Raw genomic sequence first — 25,493 nt, 5'->3', positions numbered from 1 at the left:
AAGCCCTTCGTTTTTTATGCACGAAATCTAGCCTCGACAGGTTCGCCTGCCGGGGTTTTTTTATTCCAGTTTCCCCAGCACAACGCATGTGCATCAAATCATCGAACCTGATTAGAAATGAGCCTTTGAGGAGCCAGTACGGTTGGTACGCCTCGATGGGCTGGTTTCCTATGCGCCAAAGGTTCATTTCTAATAAAGGAGTACCAAATGACTTACGATCCGCAACAACTACGTCCAGAAGAGCAAACCAATAACAGTAATCGTGAAACACTCAATATCCAGCAACCAGGTGAGAATGCTAATACTGGTTTCGACTGGGGAGCTGTCAGGGCTGCGCGTGAGGCTGCTGGACGGCAGTCAAAAGCTCCGCAAGCCAATGATCCTAGCGTAGGTTTAAAAGATGTACTTCTTTCCGCTGCGGCAGCACCAACAGATATCATTAGTGGCAATGCTCAGTTATTTAAGGCTGGCAATCGGCTTTTGGATGATAAAGCATCAGAATACCGAAGTGGTGAAAAGAAACCGCTGATTGATATTCCTGTTAGTCCTGAAATGCTGAAGGTGATGCGAGACAATGGCGGTAATTCATTGTCAAGCGCGGGTAATGCTTTCATTGATGGAGTAGGTTCCTTAGCTGAAAATGCCTCTAAAAGCATCAAGGATAATTACAGTGAGGGTGCCAAACAAGCCGCTGCTATGTCATTTATCGAACGAGATAAAGATGGAAACCTTCAGGCTGGCGCAGGGATGTTCGACAAAGATGCGTGGTTGATTAATGCTATTCCAACTATTTCTCAAATGATTGGTTCTGGTGCATTTGCTAAATATAGCGCAAAAGCGGTTTCCCGAGGGGTTGAACAAGCAACCTATGAAAGACTTAAAAAGTCGGTACCAGATGCGGTAGCGAGGGAGACTGCTCAACTGGCCGGTGATAAGGCTAGAGAGATTGCCCAAAAAACGGGATTTGTTGGCATTATGGCAGGTACTGCTCAAGGTTCTTCTGGTAATGAAATGCGCGATGAAATTAACGCATTGCCCTTTGAGCAGTTAGTGCAAAGTCCAACTTTTCAAAAAGCCTTTTCAACCATAGATGAAGATCCAAATAACTCAGCGTTGTCAGATACACAGAAATTGACGCTGGCTCGCAATCAGGTTGCAGATCAGGCCGCCAGCAGCGTGACGGCGGATCCTCGCATGCTAGCGATAAACATTGCAGCCTCAACCTTGGGCGATCACACCTTATTGAGTTTACTGACCAAGAAAGGGGCTGCTTCTGGCGTTATTTCCGGTGCTTCGTTGGGGGCGGTGGCTGAAGGTGGAACCGAGTTCACTCAAGGTGCAGCTCAGCGTTATGTTCAAAATCAGCAGTTAATTGATACAGCAGCCCAGAAAATAGACCCTATGAAAGGAGTGGTCGAAACTGGAGCCAATAATGCGGTGTTAGGGGCTGGCATTGGTGGCGCAGCCGGTACTATCGGTGGGATTCGAGGTCGCAGATCCGCAGCGGAAACCACACCAGAGACTCCAGTTGATATCGAGGGTTCGCCAGTATCTGAAAATATTGACCCAACTATCCAGCCAGAAGTGACACCGCAGGCAGAAGATCAGGCTGCCCCTGAAGTGGCAGTTCAGCAGAATTCAGTGAGCGAAAATGGCGTACCCAATTCTCAGATTGATGATTTCCGAGATACTCCAGCCTATCTGCGTCAGGATCCTCGCGTGCAAGGTTTTGCTGATGATAGCGATGTACAGCGTTCACTTGCAGAGCCAGAGGCACAACCGACCGCACAAGATCTGATTCAGCAACAAATGGAGTCGGGTGAGCAGGGCTTTACACCTGATGAGTTGTCGATACTTCAGCAGGCTGATCAGATTCGGGGGCAGCGAACTCCACGCCTGCCAGCTCCCGGTAATATTCATCCGGGTGAAGGTTTCCCAATGCCAGGACCCATTCAAGGTGATGAACCTCAAGCGGGTTCCGCGCCACAATTCACTGCCGGGGAACAGACTCGTGGGCAAGTGTATTTGCCGAGGGAGCAGGCAGAGCAGCAAGGTGCGGTCAGAGAAACCCATACCTACGATGGGCAAACGGATCCGCAGGCCATTACGGATAAAAACATCATCTTTGCTGATGGACCTGTAGTTAATCCTGATGATGTTCAGTCAGGGAAAGCGCCGCAGTTTGAGGGAGGGCAGCGTAAAGATGTGCGCCGCTTTACTGAGACTATGGGTGGACAGCCTGAAACAGCTATTACCGATCAGCGTCAGCGTGCTGGTGGTATCCCTATTGATGCCCGCACAGAAGCCTACGCTAAAGGGGAGGTATTAGGTGAGTTGAGACTACATGCAGGCAAACCGTTCTCTAGCGAGAAAGTAGCCAGATTCACTAAGTGGGCCAAGATGCCGGGAGCAGTGATTGAGCCGGTTGGTGATGGCTTTGGTGTGCGATTACCGCCTGAACCAACAACGACTAACACGAAAACAGCGCCCTCCAATGAGGGCGCTGTGGCATCTGGTGAGCAGCCAGTCGGTGAATTAAGATTGCATGGCGGCCAACCATTCTCCAGTGAGAAAGTCGCTAAGTATTCCAAGTGGGGCAAGATGCCTGGTGCCACGATTGAACCGGTAGGAAAGGGGTACGGTGTCCGCTTACCCGTACCTGAGACAGTGGGGCAAACCAAAAAAAGTGATACGAAAATTGATGATTTTGGTGAAGAACTCAAGGGGGCAGCAAAGCATAAGTGGGGCCAGTTAGCTGAATCATTGAAAGCCGAACATGATATCGAAGAAATTAAAAAGCAGCCTTTGTCGAAACTGTTCCCCCATCCTGATTATGCCAAAATGCATGAAAACGGTATTGAACCTGAGAAATTGGCATTGCTGGCAGCATTGCGTTCATTTATCCCAACTAAACCGGGCTCCCCTTATAAGCTAAATCAGTGGGCAGAACAGGTTAAGGGAGTTCGTGATTTAGCGGGTTCCATTATCAATAGCCATGCGAGTGTTGACGATATAAAAACCATTTTCCGCAGTAAGTCCTCCTTACGTTCTGCCGCAGATGCTATTGACTTAATCTCGCAGTTTAAGCCTGAGCATATGGCCGAAGCGTCAAAATACTCAATTCGTTCCGGCCATTACACTTACTTTGATGGCAAGAGCTATCCCGGTGGGAAAACCCTATATGAGCTGGTTACCCCTGGAGGGATGAAAACTGATATTTCAGCGGGTTCAATGCCGGAGCTATTACCCAAAGCCAAGGAATTTATTGACACCAAGATTAATAGTGATAAAGGAGATGACGCGCTTAAACAGGCTCAGTTAACGCCTAGACAGGCTAAGTTAGAGATCTATACCCGACGGGCAGACAAGAGTGTGTTTATTGGCTACAAAGGGGCTATGGGCGTGTTACCGCTTAAAGCTGGCTTCAAAACACCTACCGAAGCACGCGCTTATCTGGCAGAGAATCGCGCTGAAATAGAAGCCAAACTGGATAAATTACGCAAAACATCGCGAGAAGAACAACGCAAATTAACCAACGAGCCCCGGATAGGAATTGAACGCCGTAATGGCAATGTGACGCCTGAACAATTTAGTGATGCATTTGGCTTCCGAGGTGTGCAGTTTGGTAACTATGTTGAGGGTGCGCGCCGACAAACTGAATTAAACGATGCTTATGACTCGTTGGTTGATATGGCCGAATTACTGAATGTGCCGCCACAAGCGCTGTCCTTGAATGGCGAGTTGGGCTTGGCATTTGGCGCGCGAGGTAAGGCGGGGGCCAAAGCTCATTATGAGCCTGGGCAAGTGGTTATCAATCTAACTAAAGGTAATGGCGCAGGCTCACTTGCACATGAGTGGTTCCATGCACTGGATAACTATTTTGGTACCTATGATGTCCATGGCGAGTCGTCCGGTAAGCGTTCATCTGAATTTATTACCGATCGTATACGACCTCGTTATGAGTTTAGCAGTGGTAAAAGGCAAGAGATTACTCATCCGGTCAGGCAAGAGGTATATGACGCCTTTAAGAGCGCAGTCATGAAAGTCACTAATAGTGGAATGAGGGAACGGGCGGCAATACTGGACAGTGGGCGAAGCAAAGCATATTGGACAACTAAACTGGAAATGTCAGCGCGAGCATTTGAACGCTATCTGCTGGATAAAGCCGAGAGTAAAGGTATCACTAACGATTATCTGGTTAACCTGCGCAAAGCTGACGAACACGCAAATCCTAAAACCTATGCTTATCCAACCGAAGCTGAATTAAATGGCGGCGTGCGCCAGGCATTTGATCACCTATTCCAAACCCTCAAAACCAAGCCAACCGATAAAGGTATCGCTTTCTATTCGCGTAAGGGTACTGACATTGGCAAAGGCAATGTGATTTCAGATAGTGGTCACACGGCCGCTGGCGACAAGCCCACTCAGGGAATACGGCAAGGGCGGGCCCAAGTTATTGCTGATGTTTGGGTGCGTAATTTGAATGGTGCAGCCAAAATCAAAGTTAAGGTAGTCCAAACGCAAGCTGAGGCAGCAGCCATGATGCCGAGCGGGATCCCGAAAGAGTTCGGTGTTGTCCATGCTATCTATCAGCCAGAGCTCAGCCGGGTGATTGTGGTAGCAGATAATATTACTTCTGACCGCGAGCTTCGGGCGAAATTACGTCATGAGGTATTGGCACACCATGGGCTAGCTTCCGTCATTGGCGATGTGGAATATGATCGTATCATGCGTGTGTTACATCAAACGCGTGACAGCAAAAATAAAGAAATTCAGGATGTTTGGCGGGAAGTCGATAAATCATACCGCAATGAGTCTCTCGAAATGCAGGCTAATGAGTTTTTGGCTCACATGGCTGAGCGTTCAGAACTCACCGGCCTTGGAGCGATGTGGGACCGTTTTGTTTCTGTGCTGATCAATGGATTGAAGAAAACGGGCATCATGAATGCGAATGACATTTCCCCAACGGAAATACGTAATATTCTGCGCACGGTCGCGGGGCGCTTCAAAAAGACGGCTATGTATGATGGCGAACAACCGGGAACGCGGGAGTTTGATAATACTTTCTCTCGCTCTGATGCGTTGTATTCGAAACATGATGATGTTGACCCACTCAAGCCAGTGCCGGTGGAAGCCGAGCAATATAGATCTGAACTTGATAAGGCTATGCGGTCACTACGCTCAGTAGACACACCAGTAAAATTAGGTAGAACACCTCCAGTGCTGAAAGCATTGGGTGCACCGAATCTGGATATGTTTATTACCCGTGATACGGTCCGCAAAGCTACTAATGGTATTAAGCATGAAGTGCCAATGTCGATCATCGAACAATTGCCTGAACTACTACATGACCCGCTGGCAGTCTATCGCTCATCGACTCAGGATAATGCCGTTGTCGTTTTATTAGAGGCAAAAGATGTAAGCAATAACCCAGTAGTAACAGCTATCCACTTGAATGCAAAAAAAGGATTTATTGAGGTCAATAAAATTGCATCTGTTTATGGCACTGTTGGTGGGATGCAAAAAATTAATGGGATGGAAGATGCGGGGTTAACTTTATACAAACGAGAAAAACAAAACCCTGAGAAGCTTCATTCCAGAGGGCTTCAATTGCCCAAGGAGAACACTTATCAGGGTTCAGAATCCCAATCTGGTACGGCCCAAGAGCTTCAATTGCTTAAACGCGGTTCACCAAATCAAGATTCAGTTGAAAATATACTCTCATCAACCGATATTCGCAAGAATAAGGCACTTTACTCCCGCACTGCTAACCCATCAATGGATGCTGAAACCAACCGCAAAATGGGCTTTAACGTTGAGCGGGGGTGGTTTGATAAGGCCAAGACTTTCTACGGTACAGTGACCAGCAAAGATAAAACGGAACTGAAAGCCTGGCTAAAAGAAACCGGCCGTAAACTCAATACTAAAACCTTTGATGGCATGGCTCCGCTGAAGTATGCCGAGGATGCGGCTGGTATCAATGATGCACGAAGTTCTGCCTACATTGGAGCGCGTATGGCTGCCGGGGCAGGCTCTGTTACTGCTGCCACTTTAGAACATGGCTTACCTCGCTATAACAAAGTCGAAGGGATAGTAGAGCGACAATCCGGTACCGGTAAAGAGGACGCTCTTATGGGTATTCTCGACGGACTGGGAAACCATCGGGAAAACTTCTTTAAATGGATCGCCGGCCATCGCTCTGAACGACTGATGAAAGAGGGCAAAGAGAACAACTTTAATGCTGACGAAATTGCTTATATGAAAACCCTCAACCGGGGTAATGAGGCTTTATTCGAAGGTCAAAAGAAAAAGTATGATGCCTTTATTAAGTCGATTCTGGATCTGCAACAGGATATGGGATTGATTGATCCAGAAAGCCGCGCACAGTGGGAGGATGCCTGGTACCTGCCATATTACCGTGAAGCAGAAGATGGTGAGGTGAAGGGGCCGTGGACCAGCAAAGGCATTGCTAACCAGAGCAGTACTGTGCGCAAGTTAAAAGGCAGTGATTTGACCATTAAGGATCCTATCGAAAACCTGTTTAATTACGTGGCGAAATCGGTCGATGCTTCAATGAAAAATGAAGCTATGCGCCGCTCAGTGGTCAATCTTGCGGATACCGGCGTGCTGGAGGTAATTGAATCACCGAATAAAATGGATTTTCAGCGTATCGGCAAAGATGTGGTGAAGGTATTTATCGATGGGCAGGAAAAACTGGTTCAGGTTAATGATCCGGAACTGTATCGCGCCTTTACCATGATTGACCTTGAGCGCAGTAATTCCACCTTTATGAAAGCGGCCCGCCAGGCTAAAAAGGTGCTGACCGTCAGCACCACATCCATGCCTGACTTTATCATCCGTAACTTTATGCGTGACTCTATTCATTCATGGGCCATTAACAAAGATGGTTTTAAGCCGGTTACCGCTTCATGGGCCGGATTTAAAAAAGCCCTACGCACCGATGATAGTCTGGTGGATATGATGTTTGCTGGCGCGACTTTTGGCGGTGGTTATTCCAATGTCTATGATCCGGCATCGACTGCTAAAACCATCCGCAGCGTTCTGCGGCGTAAAGGTTACAACGATAGCCAAATCCACGAATTTGAATCCTCTATTGTCCGTAACAGCAAAGAGGTGATGGACAAGGTCGAACTGGGGTTACATAAATATAAGAACCTCAGTGAAGCGGCGGAAAACGCTAACCGGCTGGCCACTTATGATGCTGCAATTAAATCGGGGAAAAGCAAAGCGCAGGCGGCATTTGAGTCGCGTGACTTGATGGACTTCAGCATGATGGGTGCCAGCAATATCATGATTAACCTGAGTGATATGCTGCCGTTCTTCAACGCCCGCATGCAGGGGCTGAGTAAATTAGGCCGAGGTATCAAAGAGAACCCGCGTGAAGTGCTGAAGCGCGGCGGCATGATTACGGCGGCCTCTCTGGCACTGATGGCGCTGAATTGGGATGATAAACGTTATGAAGAGCTACAGGACTGGGATAAAGACACCTATTGGCATGTATGGATTGGTGATCAACATATTCGCTTTCCAAAACCGTTCGAGTTTGGCGCGATATTTGGCACTTTACCCGAGCGATTTGTTCGTGCGCTGGGCGGTAAAGATACCGGGGCTAAATTCGGCAAGCTGGTGGCGCATAACTTTATGGAAACCATGGCATTCAACCCTATCCCACAAGTCGCGATGCCGATTGCCGAGGCTTATGTTAACTATGATTTCTTCAAAGGTGGGCCGATTGAGAACATGGCTGACAGCAACTTGATTGCGGGTGCTCGTTATAACGACCAGACCAGCCTGTTAATGCGTGAAGTTGGGCAGGCTACCAATATGTCACCGAAGATGCTGGATCATATTGTCATGGGGTATACCGGCAGCCTAGGTGGTTATGTGATGGGTGCTACGAACCTTCTCATGCGTAACCTGAAAGACTACGGCGAAACCCCGGCCATGCGCCTAGATGAGCTGCCGGTGATTAAATCCTTCTTCCGAGGCTCCGATCCGGCTAAGTCTACCCAGTTCACCGAAGATTTTTACCGCATGATGACCGAAGCCAATCAGATTAATAGCACTATTAACAGCTTCCGTAAGCAGGGGCGTGGCGATGATGCTAATGAATTGATAGAGGACAATAGAGGGAAATTATCGCAGCGTCAGGGGCTAACAGCGACGCAAAAGCAAGTGAAAGCACTGAATGCCCAGATTGAAATGATGAGGCGGGACCGGATACTAACAGCGGATCAGAAAAGAGAAAAGATAGACCGGCTGATGGCAACCAGAAATAAACTGGTACAGCAGGCGGTGGAAAGGGTGAACCCGTATTTCAATAAGTAATAAACCTCATGGGAGTTTTTATAGCTCCCATGACTTCTTAGGATTGAGATGAGATCTCTCTGTGCTGGATTGACTGTAGAGCCAATTCTAGAGCGGTTACTTTATATTTTTCTTTTTTAACTTGGGCGAGAGTCAGATCATCAATTAAACACTCTGTTAAGGTGTCGCTATTAATAATTTCACCAGCAATAAATATTCTACGGGCTGCGTCACCCACTAAATGTGAGGCATGATCAATAAGGGTAGTTAATTCTTTATCGGATGGTGTTGGGAGATCGTTGTCCATAATTCCCTTCCTATGAGTAAAACATCAGTAATCGATACTAGCGGGGCACTAGTATTTCTTCAATACCTATTTGAGTGCATTTCGTACAACAACAAATAAAACTAATAGCATGAAAAAACCAATAATACCGAGAATAATACTCGTGTTACTGTCCATGTGCATTTTGCCTTTACCTGCAAGTAAGTAAGCAGCGATAATAAAAGGAATGCAGAGAGCAGGGTGGATGGTGACAATAGCAGCAGTCAGTATCAGGCAGACTATGAATATTGTTGAGTTCATCAGTAGTTAGTTCCCAAATGAATATTTAAGAAGCCAGAGGGAGATTGAAGAAAGTTTTCAACTAGTTACAATGTTAATTTTACTAAATTACAAACCCGGCAAGGGCCGGGCTTATATCCTAGCTATCGAAATGAATACAAGCACTTAATAGTGAATAATCATCAGTTGCACCTAGATTCTCTATCCTTTTTTGTAAGCTTGATGAAAATCTGGATGGACTAGCTAGTGTATTAGGAGAAAATCTAGGCCTTTTTTCCCAAAAATGATGAGCACCATCAGACATTATAAATAGTGTAAGCTTACCACTTTCTAATGGTAATTCATTTTTTGGAATACATATAACCTGATAGTCTAATACGATTTTTGCAGAAATCGCTGTGGTAATTACATTTCCGCCAGGTGCATTCTTAAGTTGTCTTGCGGTATACATACCTTTATCAATAAGTATTTGATGTTGCGTATGATCTTTAGTTATTTGCTTTAACTTTTTATCCTGTTTGAAGTAAAGTCTACAATCACCAGAATGACCAATAATAACATGATCATTGTTTACGTAGCAGAATGTAATTGTTGTTGCTGCGGAATAGAGGCTGTCATCTTTCGATGATAATGATGTAACATTTCTTTTCATATCAAAGAAAATATCATCTAAATCTACATCTTTTATATCATCATTGATTTGAGATAAATAAGATATGACTTCTGAGGATGCCTCTTTACCACCTTTATAGCCGCCCACACCATCAGCAACAGCCATTAAATAACCATTTGGTAATTTTTTGGGACATAGTACGGCATCTTGGTTTTCCCTAGACTCATCCTTTGGGAATGAGAATGTCGATGAGGATAGCATGTTTATCATTATAGTTTAGCCTCTAACTCATTTACCGCATTTATAATTTGTTCAATATTTAAATATCGCTTATTAAGTTGGCGATGCTTGCATCTACTTATAATATCATCAAGGCCATCAACATACAAATCCTCCATTAATACTCCAACGGAATAAATATCAGATTGTTTTGAATACCCATTAACCATTACTTCATAATCAAAATATTTTGGGCTTCCAAGAAATATGCCAATCTTTGTTGCAAATTGAGTACGTGTAGGATTTAGACTTTTGGCTAGGCCAAAATCAGATAACTTGTATTCACCGGAACTGAACTTGAGTATATTCATTGGTTTTATATCACGATGAAGGTATCCTTTATTATGAATAAATGATAATCCATCGAGAACCATTTTGAGTATATTTATCTTTTCTCTGTCTGTAAGAGCTCCATTTTTTATTTCATCATCTAGATTGGATTGAGCCAACTCCATTACAAACCAAGGTTTAGGAACCCCAAGATTGCAAATGAAAATCTGAACTATAGATTTGTGAACACATTTACATTGACATACAACTTCCCGCTTAAATCGATCGTAAAGATCAGGATCGGAGGTGTCAGGGATCAAAAATTTTCTAGCATATCTTCCACATAGGTCATGATCTGTGTTGTAGAGATTAATTTCCTCAACAATTCCATAACCACCTGAACCAATTTCGTTGACTGGTTCGATTAGGTAATTCCCACGCTCTTCCATGCTGAAACCTTATAGAATATTCAAAATAATAAATTAACTAATTGTTTTCAATCATAATATTTTATTACAGATAGAGCATTTTCGCAGATGCCATACTTATGCCGAAGCACTTTTACTTATCCCATATCCTATCTTTCACCCCTTCAAGGTCGGGCCGCAGGTTAAAATGAGAATATTACTTAAGCACAGTCTAAATAATGTATAAGTAAACCTTTTAGTTAACAAGTTTTAGAGTCGTTAAATTGATTAGTTTTCAAGATAAGAGCTTTGATTTAGATATGCATCACCAAACCACTAAGGAGCTAGCATAAAGGAGTATTAACAATACCCTCAAGTTCTGAGATTGCTGTATTGATGAGGTTATGTTTCCACGTATTGCCGCCCGAAAAATTCCCGAGTATTTTCGAAATAGTTGATAAGTGTTTGATCATATAGGGGTTTAAAGGACGGTGTTTAACGTATGCTAAAGGTCATAACTCTGATTATCTTATTGTTTTATAAAGATATAATCAATAATTTTCACCTTTAGGAATCGTATTCGGTCTCTTTTTATCTTATTGATTTTAAAGGTGATTTTTAGATAAAAACGAAAATACACGAAAATTACACGAATTTTGATATTCGGTCTTTTATAGCATCACGTATTCCTTACCCCTCGTATCAAGATACTTGTTCGTCATTTTTTCCGATTTATGCCCCAGCAGTTTCATCGCAAATTCCTTACCTTTTTCCTTTTCATACAATCGTCCGGCTAGGCTTCTGATCTCATGAAAAGTTGGCGGACTCTCATCAAAACGAAAATCTGTTCCTTTTCTCGCCGTTACGAATTTCTTTGTCAGGCTATCTGGATGTAGTGATCCATCAGGGCTATTTTTTCTGATGCCTGCACTTATCATAAAATCTGTATTACTGGCTAACCTACATCGATCAATTACTGTACCTAGCAGTTCAAGGTCTAAGAGTAGGGATATTTTGGCACCGGTTTTACCTTGGTGTATTTGTAATCTGCTATCGACAATCTGGTCAAAGCGTATCAGTGATAAATCCTCACGCCGTTGGCCAGTGACTAGCGCCAGATCCATTGATAACCCAAACCATGCAGGTAATGCCCTGCGACATCACGAATGGCGAGATACTGATCCAGTTCCAGGCGCTCACGTTTTACCACAGATTTAGCTGAGCGTGTCGGTGCCACCGGATTATTCTCTATATGGCCCTCGACAATCGCCTCTCGGAAAATATCAGACAACACTGAATGCATAGTAGCGGCCATAGTTTTTTTGTCCTGTGCCACCCAAAACTCTAAAAACTCGGCAATATGGCGCGTACTGATTTTAGCTAACACCCTGTTGCCCATCTTTTCGCTGATCATGGCTATTTGTCCCTTGCGAACTTTATAGGTGTTTTCGGCCAATTCCCGGCGCTTATAGATGACGTCATACCGTTTTAGCCATGCTGCCAGTGTGTACTCCTGCGTGCTTTTGAGCTTTTCTAGAAGCGCGACAGGAGTGTAATTTTGTTCAATGAAATTATTGGCTTCAATGGCTTGGGATATGGCGTCCGCCAATTCCCAAACGAAATGCAACAAAGTGACCCACCGGTCAGGTACGGATAAAATAGCCGTATTGACCCTGTCGGAGACCCTGTTGCATGAAGGGAAAACATTTGACTCAGCATGAGCGCTTTTACATCGAAAAACGAAAAGCTGAAGGCGTTAATCAGTCCTGCATTGCCAGAGAACTGGATGTCTCTCGCTCTACCCTGAGCCGGGAGCTCAGGCGTAATACGGACCCCGCTTTCAACGGACTTTACTCCTCCAGACGCGCTGATGCCTTAGCCAGACAACGGCGGGGCGCCACCTCGGCACACAATGCCTGTTTCCCTCTGGGCCAGCAGACACAAGACTTTCTCCGGCAGGCGCTGGCTGTACATACCTCCCCTGAGGTTATCTGTGGGAGACTGAAAATCCAGTTTGATATCGCCGTCAGCAAAAATACCCTCTACCGCTATATCCGTTCGGACAGACAGGCTGGCGGTAAGCTTTACCTTCAGCTCCCTCACCGGGGTAAACGCTATCGCTATGATACGGGTGAGCCCGGACGCACGCCCATCCCGGACAGGGTTGGCATTGAGCACAGGCCTGCTGAGGCTGAACTCAAACAGGTTCCCGGGCATGTTGAAATCGATACGATTTTTGGCAAAGACCAGAAGTCATTCCTGCTGACGGTCGTGGACAAAGCCACAAAGCAGGTCATTATCCGTAAACTCCCCAATAAGTGCGCTGAGAGCGTCGTGGAAGCGTTCAGGGACATCGTGGCGAATACTTTCTGCGAGTTTAAAACCCTGACGGCAGATAACGGACCCGAGTTTGCGAAACATAAGGACATCACTCAGGTAACGGGCGCAAAGGTTTACTTTGCCCGGCCTTATCATTCCTGGGAGCGGGGGTTGAATGAGCATACCAACGGTCTGATACGGCGGTTTTATCCGAAAGGAACCGATTTTAATGGCGTCAGCGATGAAGATATTGCGAGACTGGAGCACATCCTCAACACTCGGGGGCGCAAATCTCTGGAATACAGCTCACCGAATGAGGTATTTTTAGAGTATCTACTCGCTGCATAACGCATGATGGTTTGTTGCGTTTCGTTCGGGAATGGGGCGTCTCGCCGGGCAATTTTGCCGAGAGATAATTCCTTTCCAGTTAGCGGGTTGCCTGACTAAATCAATATCGACCTGATGAGTACGAACTGATTATACGGCATTATGTGTTGAATCAGTCAAAACGGGCCATTGCTCGGCAGCAGAAACGGGATGAAAGAGCCGTCAGGGTGAGCATGCAGATGGCCGAAGGATTTGTTGATGGTTGCTTGTCGATGATAGACGTTTGCCTAGAAATGGACCCTGCAACAATGAAGTCAGAAATTTATGATGAAAGTGTTGGTGCGGCCGCAAAAAGTGTATTAGTATGATAAGAGTTGGTTATGAAGTAGCGCTTATTCAGTCAAATAAACCTCGCCTTTGTGCGGGGTTTTGTCTTTTCTGGAGTTTGCATTAGTAGACTGAATTATCTGAAAAGTAACCTTGCTGATGGCGTGCTTATAAATTGATGCGTAGACCCCTACGGAAAATTGCCCGGTGCGCCTCTCTGTTGGTAATCATATCTATGAGATATTGGCAACTATTCCAGCCCTTGAATTAATAGTTATAGGGGGGCTGTTTTGTGAGTCATGCCCACTATAAAACTGGTCATGTTTAATGTTTGTTTATAATTGCACTGTATATTATATAGTGCTGTGATAGTTACCTTGGTGCAAGGATTGCATTATCATTGGTACGGTTACAGGGTCAGCTATCACAGCACTAAACTCAAAGCCTCGGTTAATCGCCGGGGCTTTTTATTTTAAGTAAATCACTGTTCGTTTAAAAATGGGTTATTAATATTTTGATATATTCCCTTAACAAATGATAGGGATGTGATTTATGAGAATGTTAATTGCTGTTATTTTGTGTTTACCATTGTCTGCTTGTTCTTGGAGTTGGATACCAATGCCGTACCCAAGTTCTTCAGAGATATGCCCTCGCGGGACGGATAGTATCTCTCAGCAATGCCGTTGAATTATTGGTGGGAGCTGTAATTACTGGAGGGCTCATTCGCATGAGCGCTGGGCAGATCCACACTATCGACTTTCCAAAATAAGCTAAGTGTACCTTACTGATGTGAAGTAACGGTTGGGGAAAACAGGCAACTTTCCAGCCCTTGAGTTAATTGCTCAGGGGCTTTTTATTAGCTATCGATGTTGTTCTCCACCATATATACAAAGTGCGTACCAAGGCTCTGACCAAGAATTACAATCTTTATTACACGTGTGACTAACACCCATAGAGACACAAGCAAACGTAGGGATTGCTATTGTAAACAACAACGCCACCGCTCCAAACTTTATAATTTTAAACATAATGATTTCTCCAAATTTGCAGGTGAGTTTTTATATGCTCACGTCCATATACTTGAAATATTTAATGAGTGTCAAAATAAATACATGGATCATTGATGAATCGTATACTAGTTAATAATGAAATGATTATGGTGCTATTTAATTTTGGCCTTTTTTTCATTTCTACATTCGCATGGGTACTGGATTGGTTAATCCAATCGTTGTGAAACAGTATCCAGCCGAATGTGGAGAAAGCCGGCACCGATATGTGGGGATACAAGTGGAACACCAGTGAAACGACATCTGCGAACTCCCCGCCACCACAGAAGTACATTTAAAGGTATGTGGTCAGCACATCGTTAGGTGTTGACGCCGGAACCGTAACCGACTTCAAAAATGATAAGCCCCGACATAAGTCAGGGCTTTTTGGTTTGTGGAATGGGTGGATACCTTCATTGAAAAGCACATGTCCTATTAATGTTCAACAGCGTCACCATTACGCATTCTTTGTATTACTCGCCACACAACAGTAATGACGGATTGGAGTCATCACCTTGATTTACTATTTATTTCGACCACATGGACAAATAATCCTAAAAGGTATTCATCATGTCTAATTCATTAAAATATCCCATTATTCTCGTTCACGGTTTCAGTGGTTTCGATAAGATTGCTGGAATCTATCCTTACTTTTTCGGTATTCAGCAAGCACTGGAAAAAGCCGGAGCTACTGTATTCACTGCCTCTATATCGGCAGAAAACAGTAATGAAGCTCGTGGTGAACAATTACTCAGTTTTGTAAAACAAGTCACCCAATTAACCGGAGCCCACAAGGTCAACCTGATTGGTCACAGCCAAGGCCCTTTGGCCTGCCGCTACGTCGCCGCCATTCATCCCGAACTGGTTGCGTCTGTTACCTCCGTTAATGGGGCAAACTTTGGCTCGGAAATTGCCGATCTGGTCCGTTTGGCGATGAAACCAGGCTCCCTTCCAGAAGCGATTGCGGGCGCAGTGATGAACGTTTTTGGCTCATTCCTTTCCATTATGACTGGTCGTCCCTCCCTGCCACAAGACAGTGTCGCAGCGCTTAACTCGCTCACCAGCGAAGGCGTCGCTAAATTCAATGCCAAATATCCGCAGGGTTTGCCAAGCAATTGGGGAGGCGAAGGTAAAGAATATGAGAATGGCGTTTATTATTATTCTTGGGGTGGGGTGATTAATTACAACCCGATTGAGCAGGGACTCAATAATTTTGATCCGCTGCATATTTCAATGGTTGCCCTCTCATTTCTGTTCACAAAAGAACGTTTACAGAATGATGGGTTGGTTGGGCGCTATAGTATGCATCTCGGCAAAGTTATCCGCTCTGATTATTCAATGGATCACCTGGATGCTATCAATCAAACTGCGGGGGTTGTTACCAGCAGTACCAACCCTGTTCAACTATTTGTCGAGCACGTGGCACGTTTAACATCGAAAGGGTTATAACTTTCGGATAAGAGTGCTTGCGAGCTCTGTCACGTTTAGCTAATTGAAACTGCTATAGTCAGGGCTACACCGAGTGCTTTTATAGTGTAATAGATTTAATTTTAGTCACTAGTTTTATGCAACGCTAAGCGATCAATTCACGACAATTTTTAAGGCTCACTTCGGTGATTTTTTATTCATTTTTTTTGGGGGGGCGAGGAGCTCAATAAAAATGAGCGATATTTACTAATTGTTTATGTTGCTAGTGTAAATTATAACTTGCCGTGACAGTTGCTTTTTGATGATTGTGGCTCAGTCGTCCTACCCGTGGTAGTTAGCTATCACTGCATTATATTTCATCGACCAATCCAATATGATTATTAGGCGCAAAAAAAAGCCCTTACCTCTATCTTATTTGGTAAGGGATGCCAATTCGGCCAACACCAGGGAAAGTTATGTTGATTTCATTTTACCGAAGGGATCGTTCCCGTCAATGAATATATAAGTTCAATTAATTGAATTAAAATAGATTATTTATAAATGTGTTTTATATAATTAGCTCATTATTAATATATATAGATTAAAACTGATATAGCCAGAGAACATCCCGATCACTACAGAATAATTTTAAGGCTACCAATTTGGTGGCCTTTTTTATTTAGCGCCCGTCAAAACAGTCAATTACTGAAAACACCCTCATATCTCCGAGTGACTACGACGGGAGCTATTACCTACTCAACAGCATACGAACCCGACCAATGGCGGGGATATATACCCAACTGGTGGCCACGTGATGTAATTCGTTATAGCGGTGCTGGTTTTGCTAAAATTCACCAACCTGTTATCTGGTAACTCTCGACTCGATGGGTTATAAAAATTATCTAAATATCGTTAAATTCGGGTCCCTGTTGAGCAAATACAACGATTAGTGGTGTGTTTATCCTCAGAATCATCTTAATACAAATAGGAATCGAAAATGGTCAATCTTGCTAACACTAAAGGTAACAATACCACTGGTGTACATATGCTTCAGCGCGACAAAAATGGTGGTTTTCGGATTCGTACCAGTCCAGATTGTCTGAAACGCTTCACTTCAGTTGATATACGGCCAGAACATCGTAGTTGGTTCAACGGGAAAAACGAAATTTACGGTTCGGAGCCTTACAACACGATTGAAGAAGGTGCGGCAGCTCTTTGTGCGTTCATCGAAAAGGTTTGCGGCATCACATGTGTCTGGGAACCTAAGAGAAAATAACGGTACCCTTATCTGGATTGGGGCAGATCAATTATGTCTGATCCTCGCTCTCGAGAGACCAACATAATCATTGGAGGAGGTTTGATTATGAATATGTCGTCGTGGAAAATCCCATCATCGGCCAAAAAAACTTCCTCAGAGATCATATATGGGGGAGATAACGACAGTGCCTATACAGCTTCTTCAGGACTAGTTCAGGGGGAGGAGTGATGTTTTGGGCAGTCAGTGACCTGCGGGTAATTGCGACATACTAGATTGAGTTTGTTTTTCGGCTCGAAACCTTTATCCAGCATGCATCGTTGAATATTAGCGGCTTTGCGCAGCGTCGGCACGTAAGGCGTCGAACCCAACGGTTGCGGATAACCGCATTGATACATCACCGCCAATGCTTGCTTGTCGTTTTCAACTTCATGAGAAAAATGCAGCGAGGCTCCCACTTTACGCCAGGTAATCAAGGAAAACTTGCTCACGCCAGAATCCGGATTGATCGGATGAAATCCTCTGTCTGCGACAAAAGGCAGCGCTTCTAGCTGACTCTGACTCAAGGGATACCCCTGCTCTTGCTTGAGGCAGGCTGGTGTATCATGGTAAACACGAACGCTGCAAATTTTGAATCCGTCTTTACGGGTAAACCCCATATTCTCCATGCATTGGTAATACAGAACTGACTCATTATCCGTTTTGGGAATATCGGAGCCGGGGAGTTGCACGCCGCATTTACCCATCGCGACGCGCACGCCGTCGATATCCGTATCAGGACGTTGCCACTGTGTTAGATCCGGTGCTGGGGGGCATCCTGTCAGCAGGAAGATAGACGTCATCAGCAGGGGTAAAGTTATCAGAGTCGATTTTCGGAACATTAAAATCCCTTATTTATTATTGTTTCAGATCGCATCCATACCCCCCCATGTCAGGGTAGTTGTCGCCTCTAACTGAAAACATCCAAGGGGCTGGAGACAACAAGAATGAAAACGTATTCACCTGAGCTTAAAGCCGCTGTGATTGCCAGAATGATGCCACCACACAATCAGCCGGTTGTTCAGATTGCACGCTCTGAGGGGATCCCTGTCAATACGCTTTACACCTGGCGCTCCAAGGCAGGTATTTCGACCGCGAGCACCCACGTTGAGGTAAAAACCCCGCAGCAATGGTCCCGTGAGGCTCGTTTTGCCATCCTGGTTGAAACGGCACCTCTTTCCGCCCATGCTGTTGCTGAGTACTGTCGCCGTAAAGGGCTCTACCCTGAGCAAATTCAGCAGTGGAAGAATGAGATAATGCAGCCAGATCCGCGTGAAGAGAAAGCACTCGTCAAGAAACAGCAAAACGAAATTCATCAGCTTAAGCGTGAAATTGCCCGCAAGGATAAGGCGTTGGCTGAGGCTGCGGCATTGCTGATATTGCAAAAAAAGTTCAAGGCGTTGTTCGTCGAGGAAAACGGGGACGAATGACGCCGACTCCGGACAGGCTGCGATTGATGACAATCGTAAAGGAAGCCGTTGCTGCAGGCGCGAGGCTGAGCGAGGCTTGCCAGTCTATTGGGCTTAGTGAGCGAACATTACAGCGTTGGGGAAAAGGGACGCATGACCGCAGACCCACGGCGTCACGGCCCATCCCGAAGAACAAACTCACTGCCGAAGAGGAACAACAGGTTTTAGCCCTCTGTCATGAACTGCGGTTCGCCAGCCTGCCACCGACGCAAATCGTTCCTTTGTTGGCGGATGAAAAGCGCTATATCGCCAGTGAGTCAACGTTTTATCGGATACTAAGACGTGCTGGCGAAACAACGCACCGTGGTCGGCAGAGGGTAGCGCAAAGCAAGCCGCTATCGACCTGGAGGGCGACGGCACCGAATCAGGTGTGGTCATGGGATATTACCTGGCTGAGGTCGCTGACGGCAGGACACTGGTTCTATCTGTACCTGATAGAAGACGTGTTCAGCCGCAAAATCGTCGGTCACGAGGTTCACTTGGTTGAAAGTGGTGAGCATGCGGCAGAGCTGATGAATCGGACAGTGCTGAGCGAACGCTGTTGGCAGGAGCCGCTGGTACTGCATGCGGATAACGGAGCCCCGATGAAGTCACAGGTGCTGCAGGTAAAGCTTGCGGAACTTAAGATAACCCCGTCGCACAGCCGGCCACGGGTGAGCAACGATAACGCGTATGTTGAATCGCTGTTCAGGACGTTGAAATACGTGCCGAGCTGGCCGGAGAAGGGCTTCGCGACGCTGGAGGATGCGCAGGCGTGGGTAGAAACCTTCGTTGGCTGGTATAACGAAGAACATCGGCACAGTGGTATCCGTTACGTCACACCAGGGCAACGACACAGAGGTGAAGATCGGGCACTACTGGCGCAGCGTAAATCGGTCTATGAAGCGGCGAAAATGCAGAATCCACATCGGTGGTCAGGTTCAACGAGAAACTGGCACCGGCAGGATGAGGTCTGGTTAAATCCGGAACGTGAAACGTTGGCCGCATGAATTAACTGAGGCGACAACTACCTTGACACGCGCCGATACTGCCCGTATTGCTCCTGTGTGACAACGCTGTCCGGGTTTTGATTATCACTGAAATAAAAATTTCACCCAGCCTGGATTGACTAAATCTCCACGTTCTATTCTGAAACATTCGATCCGCTGATACCAGGAATGTATTTTTCAGTTCTAACTTCCGCACCTCGCTCGAAGCTGCCGTAGCAAAGACTTTAAGCAGCCATGAGCAAAAATAAAACGTTAGAGCGTATTTCACAGATCAGGGTTTTACGCCGGAATCTCAGATTTTTCCTGCGGTTAAAACTATACTGAGGTTTGATATTCCGCTTGTGTAACAAATTTACAAATTTCACTGATGATGGCAGGTTCAGGCTTGAGTATTGCGCTTACATGATCTCCCGTTGCCGAAATGAACGCAAATTTGTTCGCTTCGCTCCAGTAATTTAGTTGTCGGTAGTAAACATCTTCCAGTCCAGCCCAAAATAATTTAGGAGTGTTGATCTGAGTAAGCTGTACCGAATCATAAAAACCATCGTACGAGCTGATTGCATTGAAATATGCACGTACTGCTGGTTCTGTAGCTGGTGTTATCCAGTCGGTTAATTCAGGGGCAGTAATTTTTGCGTACGCAAAAAATGTATCAAAATCCAGTTTTCCATTTGGGCCTTCAGGAAGGCCATTTTCAACATCCCATCCCCCAATAACCAGTGAAGACAGGGCTTTGGGATGGTATTTTACTAATCCTGCAGCCAGCCAAGCCCCCGAAGAATAGCCTATTACATGAGCCTGTTGGCACCCTAATGCATTGATTAATAATTTTATATTTAATGCCTGTTTTTCCTGCTCATAAAGACCAATTTCAACTGGCTTATCACTCATTCCATGCCCTAACATGTCAGGATATGCGACACAAAATTTGTGGCTGAGAGCCTCAACCAACCCATTAGTGAGCCATGAATTTCCATCCATCAGTAAGCCATGTAATAGTACTACAAGAGGACCATTACCTTTTGTTCGATAATATAAATGACCATTTTTACCATTCATAATCATATAATACCTTCAATAAAAAGAATTAATTAACTGGTCTAACTCCGGTTGAGAGGTTTTATTCCGTCAGAACGCAGCTGACCATCAGGAAATATATGCCTGTATAGCGTTTGCCTGGTTATCCCCAGTTCCTGGCATAATGTACTGACTTGTCGTCCCATTGGTGCCAGAAGCTGACGTAACCAGTTTTGAAAGAGTACATATGGACGTCGCTAACATCGCGTTGCGTTAAAAATTAGGGGGCAGGTCACGGACTAGATCGCCAATTCCCAAACGAAATGCAACAAAGTGACCCACCGGTCAGGTACGGATAAAATAGCCGTATTGACCCTGTCGGAGACCCTGTTGCATGAAGGGAAAACATTTGACTCAGCATGAGCGCTTTTACATCGAAAAACGAAAAGCTGAAGGCGTTAATCAGTCCTGCATTGCCAGAGAGCTCGGCGTCTCTCGCTCTACGCTGAGCCGGGAGCTCAGACGTAATACGGACCCCGCCTTCAACGGACTTTACTCCTCCAGACGCGCTGATGCCTTAGCCAGACAACGGCGGGGCGCCACCTCGGCACACAATGCCTGTGTCCCTCTGGGCCAGCAGACACAAGACTTTCTCCGGCAGGCGCTGGCTGTACATACCTCCCCTGAGGTTATCTGTGGGAGACTGAAAATCCAGTTTGATATCGCCGTCAGCAAAAATACCCTCTACCGCTATATCCGTTCGGACAGACAGGCTGGCGGTAAGCTTTACCTTCAGCTCCCTCACCGGGGTAAACGCTATCGCTATGATACGGGTGAGCCCGGACGCACGCCCATCCCGGACAGGGTTGGCATTGAGCACAGGCCTGCTGAGGCTGAACTCAAACAGGTTCCCGGGCATGTTGAAATCGATACGATTTTTGGCAAAGACCAGAAGTCATTCCTGCTGACGGTCGTGGACAAAGCCACAAAGCAGGTCATTATCCGTAAACTCCCCAATAAGTGCGCTGAGAGCGTCGTGGAAGCGTTCAGGGACATCGTGGCGAATACTTTCTGCGAGTTTAAAACCCTGACGGCAGATAACGGACCCGAGTTTGCGAAACATAAGGACATCACTCAGGTAACGGGCGCAAAGGTTTACTTTGCCCGGCCTTATCATTCCTGGGAGCGGGGGTTGAATGAGCATACCAACGGTCTGATACGGCGGTTTTATCCGAAAGGAACCGATTTTAATGGCGTCAGCGATGAAGATATTGCGAGACTGGAGCACATCCTCAACACTCGGGGGCGCAAATCTCTGGAATACAGCTCACCGAATGAGGTATTTTTAGAGTATCTACTCGCTGCATAACGCATGATGGTTTGTTGCGTTTCGTTCGGGAATGGGGCGATTGAATGGTATAATAACCCAAACTACTATTTGCAAGCACAACTTAATGCAAATCACCATGGACGGATTTAGGCATGACTAAAATATTGATGTTGATGATACTGGCGGCAACTGTTACAGGATGCGCACCACTAACTCCTAAAGATTGTCATAAAAATAGCGCACTTAACTCTTGCACCTACAACCGTTCTGGGAAGGTATCAGATAAAGACCTTTTTGGTTACCAGGCCTTGGGTATCAAAAAAGCACTTGATGCAGCCCTCATTGAGCCCCATGCTTGGGGTGGTAAAAGATGTGATGCACACCTCGATTTCAAAATTGATGGTACCCTACAAAATTTCATCATAAAGAGCGGCGATGAAGGTTATTGTCATGCTTTAGTGGAAGCTTCTAAACGTACATTATTCCCACCATTTACGGATCAGCACGTCTACGACGTAATGGGGTCATCGCGCTGGGATTTTCATGGACAGCCTTGAAAAGCGTAGATAGTCGCTACTACAGCGCACTTACAAACACAGTTATACATCAATGCGGTGTAAGGCCAACTTCCGCTCCTCGCTCATAGCAGTCCCCTGATGTTGCTTCGGCTGCTCTGTGCCAGAAGCGGACGTGGATACTTTATTAATATGCACTGCTCAGAAAAAATTCCCTGTTGCCCGGCAAATTCAATCCTTACGTGCATCCTGACTGAGAAGACGTGTGCGGCACACATCCAGAATCTCATCTGCCAGAGCGGAATCATCTGGGCAGGCACGGGACAGCACCAAGGCACCAACAAGATGTGCAATGGTGTCGATGAGTTCAGCACGCGTTCCGCCTTCCCCATTATTTTCATTTCCTAAAACGGCCAGCTGACGTTCAATTCCGGCCGCATATGTCGCCTTGATTGACTCAGATTGACGGGCTGTATCGGTGCCCAGTGCCGACATCACACACCCCTTTCCCATGTCATCGCGATGTTGTCGGGAGAGATAGTATTCAACAAATTTTTCCCGGTTTACACCTGCCGTGCTTTCGGCGGATCGCGTAAAACCGCAGCTCATTGCCTCCGCCATCAGATCAGCCTTAGAGCCAAAGTGCTTGTAGAACCCACCGTGGGTTAAGCCTGCCGCTGACATCAGTTCCGCGACGCCCACGCCATCGTAACCGCGCTCACGAAAAAGTTCTGAGGCCGTTTCAACAATGCGGATTCGGTTTTCCCGAACCTGCTCTTTCGACACTTTCATGCTTTCCTGCCCCTCTCAAAAGTAGGGTTTAAGTATACATTGATGATGATCATAATCAAACCAATTGACTTTATAGATTATGATCATCATCATTATATTAATGTCTCTACCAACCACTTAGCAGGCGAATAAACATGACGAACCAGACCTTATTTCAACCCTATGATCTTGGGACAATAACACTTGCCAACCATATCGTAATGGCACCACTGACGCGTAACCGAGCAGGAGCAGGCTTGGTACCCGGCGAACTGGCGGCGACCTACTACGCCCAACGTGCCACAGCAGGATTGTTGATTACCGAAGCCACGCAGATCTCAGCTCAGGCGCAGGGCTATCAGGATACGCCGGGGATCTACACGCAGGCTCAAATCGAAGGTTGGCGCAAAGTGACTGACGCGGTTCATTCCAGAGGTGGGCGCATATTTGTACAGCTATGGCACGTAGGACGGATCTCGCATGTCGATTTACAGCCTGATGGCGCTGCACCGGTCGCACCGTCTGCCATTCGTGCTGAGACTAAAACCTTTGTGAACAACGGTTTTGCTGACGTCTCTGAGCCACGTGCGCTGGAGTTGCAGGAAATACCGGGGATTATCGACGATTTCAGAAAGGCATCGGCCAATGCCATTGCCGCCGGATTTGACGGCGTAGAGATCCACGGCGCTAATGGTTATCTACTGGAACAGTTCCTCAAAGATGGTGCAAATCAGCGTACTGATGAATACGGCGGCTCTGTCGAAAATCGTGCGCGCCTGCTGTTAGAAGTCACGGCGGCCGTAAAAGAGGAGATTGGTGCTGATCGTACCGGCGTGCGCATTTCACCGGTTTCGCCTGCTAATGCGATTGCGTGCAGTGATCCGCAGCCACAATATGATTACCTCGCTGAACAACTCGATGCATTAGGTATCGTGTACATCCATGTGGTTGAAGGTGCTACGGGCGGCCCGCGTGATGTATCACCGTTCGATTACGACTCCCTGCGCCGGCGCTTTAAAAACACCTACATCGGCAACAATGGCTATGACCTGGCGTTGGCGTCCACTCAACTTGCGCAGGGCAAAGCCGATCTGTTCGCGTTTGGTCGCCCGTTCATCTCCAACCCGGATCTGGTCGAAAGGCTCAATACGGGCGCCCCTCTGGCCTCACTCAACCCTGACACACTTTATGGCGGTGGCGCAGCGGGATATACCGATTACCCCTCGCTTGCTGAGGCTAGCAAGTAAAGCATCGGTGTCACGGTTCTACCTGGGTCGCACATTGCGAATTCTGTTTACATATTAACAAAGAAGATCAACTTATGACTAAAGCTTCAGTTCTCATTACAGGCGCATCCACGGGTATTGGTGCTGTTTACGCTGAACGGTTTGCCCGCCGGGGCCACGACCTGGTTCTGGTCGCGCGCGACAAAGCAAAGTTAGAGACACTTGCCGAGCGTCTGCGACAAGAAAATGATATTTCTGTCGATGTTCTGCCTGCCGACCTTACGCAAACGAGTGATTTAGCCGTGGTCGAAGCCCGCCTGCGTGAAGACGCGCAGATTGGCATTCTTATCAATAACGCGGGTATCGCGCAGTCCGGCAGTTTTACAGAGCAAACGCCAGATTCGGTAGAAAGCCTTATCGCGCTTAACGTCACCGCACTGACGAGACTTGCCAGTGCGGTGGCTCCACGATTTGTAAAAGCCGGAGAAGGCTCGATCGTCAATATCAGTTCCATCGTCGGACTCGCTCCTGAATTTGCCATGACGGTTTACGGCGCAACCAAAGCCTTTGTTCTTTTCCTGTCTCAGGGAATGAATGTAGAGCTGTCATCTAAGGGCATTTATATCCAGGCGGTGCTCCCTGCCGGCACTTACACGGAAATTTGGGATCGTGCGGGTATCGACATCAGTAATTCGGCAAAATTCATGGAAGTGGGCGAGTTAGTGGATGCCGCACTGGTGGGCTTTGATCGCCGTGAACTGGTCACCATCCCGCCTTTACATAATGCCGCCCGCTGGGACACCCTCGATGCTTCACGTCAGGCTCTGCTTTCAGACATCAAACAAGATGAAGCCGCCGAACGATATAAAGCACTGTAATCAATGAGGTGCACTGTGCAGAACGGTCTTCCGGCTGTTCTGCACAGAGGTAAATCCGACATAAATCCCTTACAACCTGTCGTCTCATCAGTGATGAGAAACATCAAAAAAATCAT

General features: G+C 46.2%; 15 protein-coding genes and 2 pseudogenes. 10 read left to right on the top strand and 7 right to left on the bottom strand.

What is annotated here, in order from left to right; genetic code table 11:
* The first annotated feature begins 207 nt into the window (after positions 1-207).
* The gene (locus tag ACWJJO_RS12630) at positions 208-8,349 is read left to right on the top strand and encodes an LPD38 domain-containing protein (RefSeq protein WP_481091079.1); all 8,142 of its coding nucleotides are present in this window, start codon (positions 208-210) and stop codon (positions 8,347-8,349) included.
* Between the two features lie 37 nt (positions 8,350-8,386).
* Here the strand turns inward: ACWJJO_RS12630 and ACWJJO_RS12625 are convergent, their stop codons facing one another.
* From ACWJJO_RS12625 to ACWJJO_RS12610, 4 genes and pseudogenes are all read right to left on the bottom strand, one after another.
* Positions 8,387-8,635: a hypothetical protein gene (locus ACWJJO_RS12625; RefSeq protein ID WP_481091078.1), complete on the bottom strand. Its 249-nt coding sequence runs from the start codon at positions 8,633-8,635 to the stop codon at positions 8,387-8,389.
* Between the two features lie 397 nt (positions 8,636-9,032).
* A complete protein-coding gene (locus ACWJJO_RS12620) occupies positions 9,033-9,776 on the bottom strand; it encodes a PP2C family protein-serine/threonine phosphatase (RefSeq protein ID WP_481091077.1) in 744 nt (247 codons plus the stop codon).
* Complete coding sequence (locus ACWJJO_RS12615) at positions 9,776-10,504, bottom strand: protein kinase domain-containing protein (protein ID WP_481091076.1); 729 nt, start codon at positions 10,502-10,504, stop codon at positions 9,776-9,778. Before ACWJJO_RS12615 ends, ACWJJO_RS12620 begins: the two co-directional genes overlap by 1 nt.
* A gap of 629 nt (positions 10,505-11,133) precedes the next feature.
* Positions 11,134-12,065 (bottom strand): annotated as a pseudogene (locus ACWJJO_RS12610) (tyrosine-type recombinase/integrase); the annotation flags it as partial.
* A gap of 89 nt (positions 12,066-12,154) precedes the next feature.
* On the opposite strand from ACWJJO_RS12610, the gene ACWJJO_RS12605 reads away from it, so the two are divergent.
* From ACWJJO_RS12605 to ACWJJO_RS12590, 4 genes and pseudogenes are all read left to right on the top strand, one after another.
* Positions 12,155-13,129, top strand: a complete 975-nt coding sequence (locus ACWJJO_RS12605) for an IS30 family transposase (RefSeq protein WP_481090514.1) — start codon at positions 12,155-12,157, stop codon at positions 13,127-13,129.
* A 95-nt stretch (positions 13,130-13,224) separates the two neighbouring features.
* A pseudogene (locus tag ACWJJO_RS12600) lies at positions 13,225-13,476 on the top strand (antiterminator Q family protein); the annotation flags it as partial.
* Between the two features lie 1,575 nt (positions 13,477-15,051).
* Positions 15,052-15,930 carry a lipase family alpha/beta hydrolase gene (locus tag ACWJJO_RS12595; protein ID WP_083158629.1) on the top strand — a complete coding sequence of 293 codons (879 nt, stop codon included), beginning with the start codon at positions 15,052-15,054 and terminating at the stop codon, positions 15,928-15,930.
* Positions 15,931-16,885: 955 nt separating this feature from the next.
* Entirely contained in the window at positions 16,886-17,164 is a 279-nt protein-coding gene (locus ACWJJO_RS12590; protein WP_083158630.1) for a hypothetical protein, read from the top strand.
* Between the two features lie 194 nt (positions 17,165-17,358).
* Here ACWJJO_RS12590 and ACWJJO_RS12585 read toward each other — a convergent pair whose 3' ends face one another.
* A complete protein-coding gene (locus ACWJJO_RS12585) occupies positions 17,359-18,024 on the bottom strand; it encodes a hypothetical protein (protein WP_481091075.1) in 666 nt (221 codons plus the stop codon).
* A 105-nt stretch (positions 18,025-18,129) separates the two neighbouring features.
* Here ACWJJO_RS12585 and ACWJJO_RS12580 point away from each other — a divergent pair.
* Positions 18,130-19,640 (top strand): IS3 family transposase gene (locus ACWJJO_RS12580; RefSeq protein WP_481090522.1). Its coding sequence is split into 2 segments (ribosomal slippage): positions 18,130-18,565 and positions 18,565-19,640, totalling 1,512 coding nucleotides; the frame shifts between segments, so codons are not numbered across the junction.
* 315 nt (positions 19,641-19,955) lie between these two features.
* Here the strand turns inward: ACWJJO_RS12580 and ACWJJO_RS12575 are convergent.
* The gene (locus tag ACWJJO_RS12575; protein WP_481091074.1) at positions 19,956-20,699 is read right to left on the bottom strand and encodes an alpha/beta fold hydrolase; all 744 of its coding nucleotides are present in this window, start codon (positions 20,697-20,699) and stop codon (positions 19,956-19,958) included.
* Positions 20,700-21,051: 352 nt separating this feature from the next.
* Between ACWJJO_RS12575 and ACWJJO_RS12570 the strand changes: the two genes are divergently transcribed.
* Complete coding sequence (locus ACWJJO_RS12570) at positions 21,052-22,026, top strand: IS30 family transposase (RefSeq protein WP_481090692.1); 975 nt, start codon at positions 21,052-21,054, stop codon at positions 22,024-22,026.
* Positions 22,027-22,139: 113 nt separating this feature from the next.
* Positions 22,140-22,544, top strand: coding sequence for a cell envelope integrity TolA C-terminal domain-containing protein (locus ACWJJO_RS12565; protein ID WP_083158633.1), 405 nt, complete (start codon positions 22,140-22,142; stop codon positions 22,542-22,544).
* Positions 22,545-22,733: 189 nt separating this feature from the next.
* Here ACWJJO_RS12565 and ACWJJO_RS12560 read toward each other — a convergent pair whose 3' ends face one another.
* Positions 22,734-23,294, bottom strand: a complete 561-nt coding sequence (locus ACWJJO_RS12560; RefSeq protein WP_420073567.1) for a TetR/AcrR family transcriptional regulator — start codon at positions 23,292-23,294, stop codon at positions 22,734-22,736.
* A 134-nt stretch (positions 23,295-23,428) separates the two neighbouring features.
* Here ACWJJO_RS12560 and ACWJJO_RS12555 point away from each other — a divergent pair, with 134 nt between their 5' ends.
* The gene (locus tag ACWJJO_RS12555) at positions 23,429-24,520 is read left to right on the top strand and encodes an alkene reductase (protein WP_057621276.1); all 1,092 of its coding nucleotides are present in this window, start codon (positions 23,429-23,431) and stop codon (positions 24,518-24,520) included.
* Between the two features lie 74 nt (positions 24,521-24,594).
* Complete coding sequence (locus ACWJJO_RS12550) at positions 24,595-25,377, top strand: SDR family NAD(P)-dependent oxidoreductase (RefSeq protein ID WP_057621277.1); 783 nt, start codon at positions 24,595-24,597, stop codon at positions 25,375-25,377.
* Positions 25,378-25,493 lie beyond the last annotated feature (116 nt).

Source organism: Yersinia antarctica (assembly GCF_056636475.1).
This window is presented reverse-complemented; position numbering and strand designations above follow the sequence as displayed.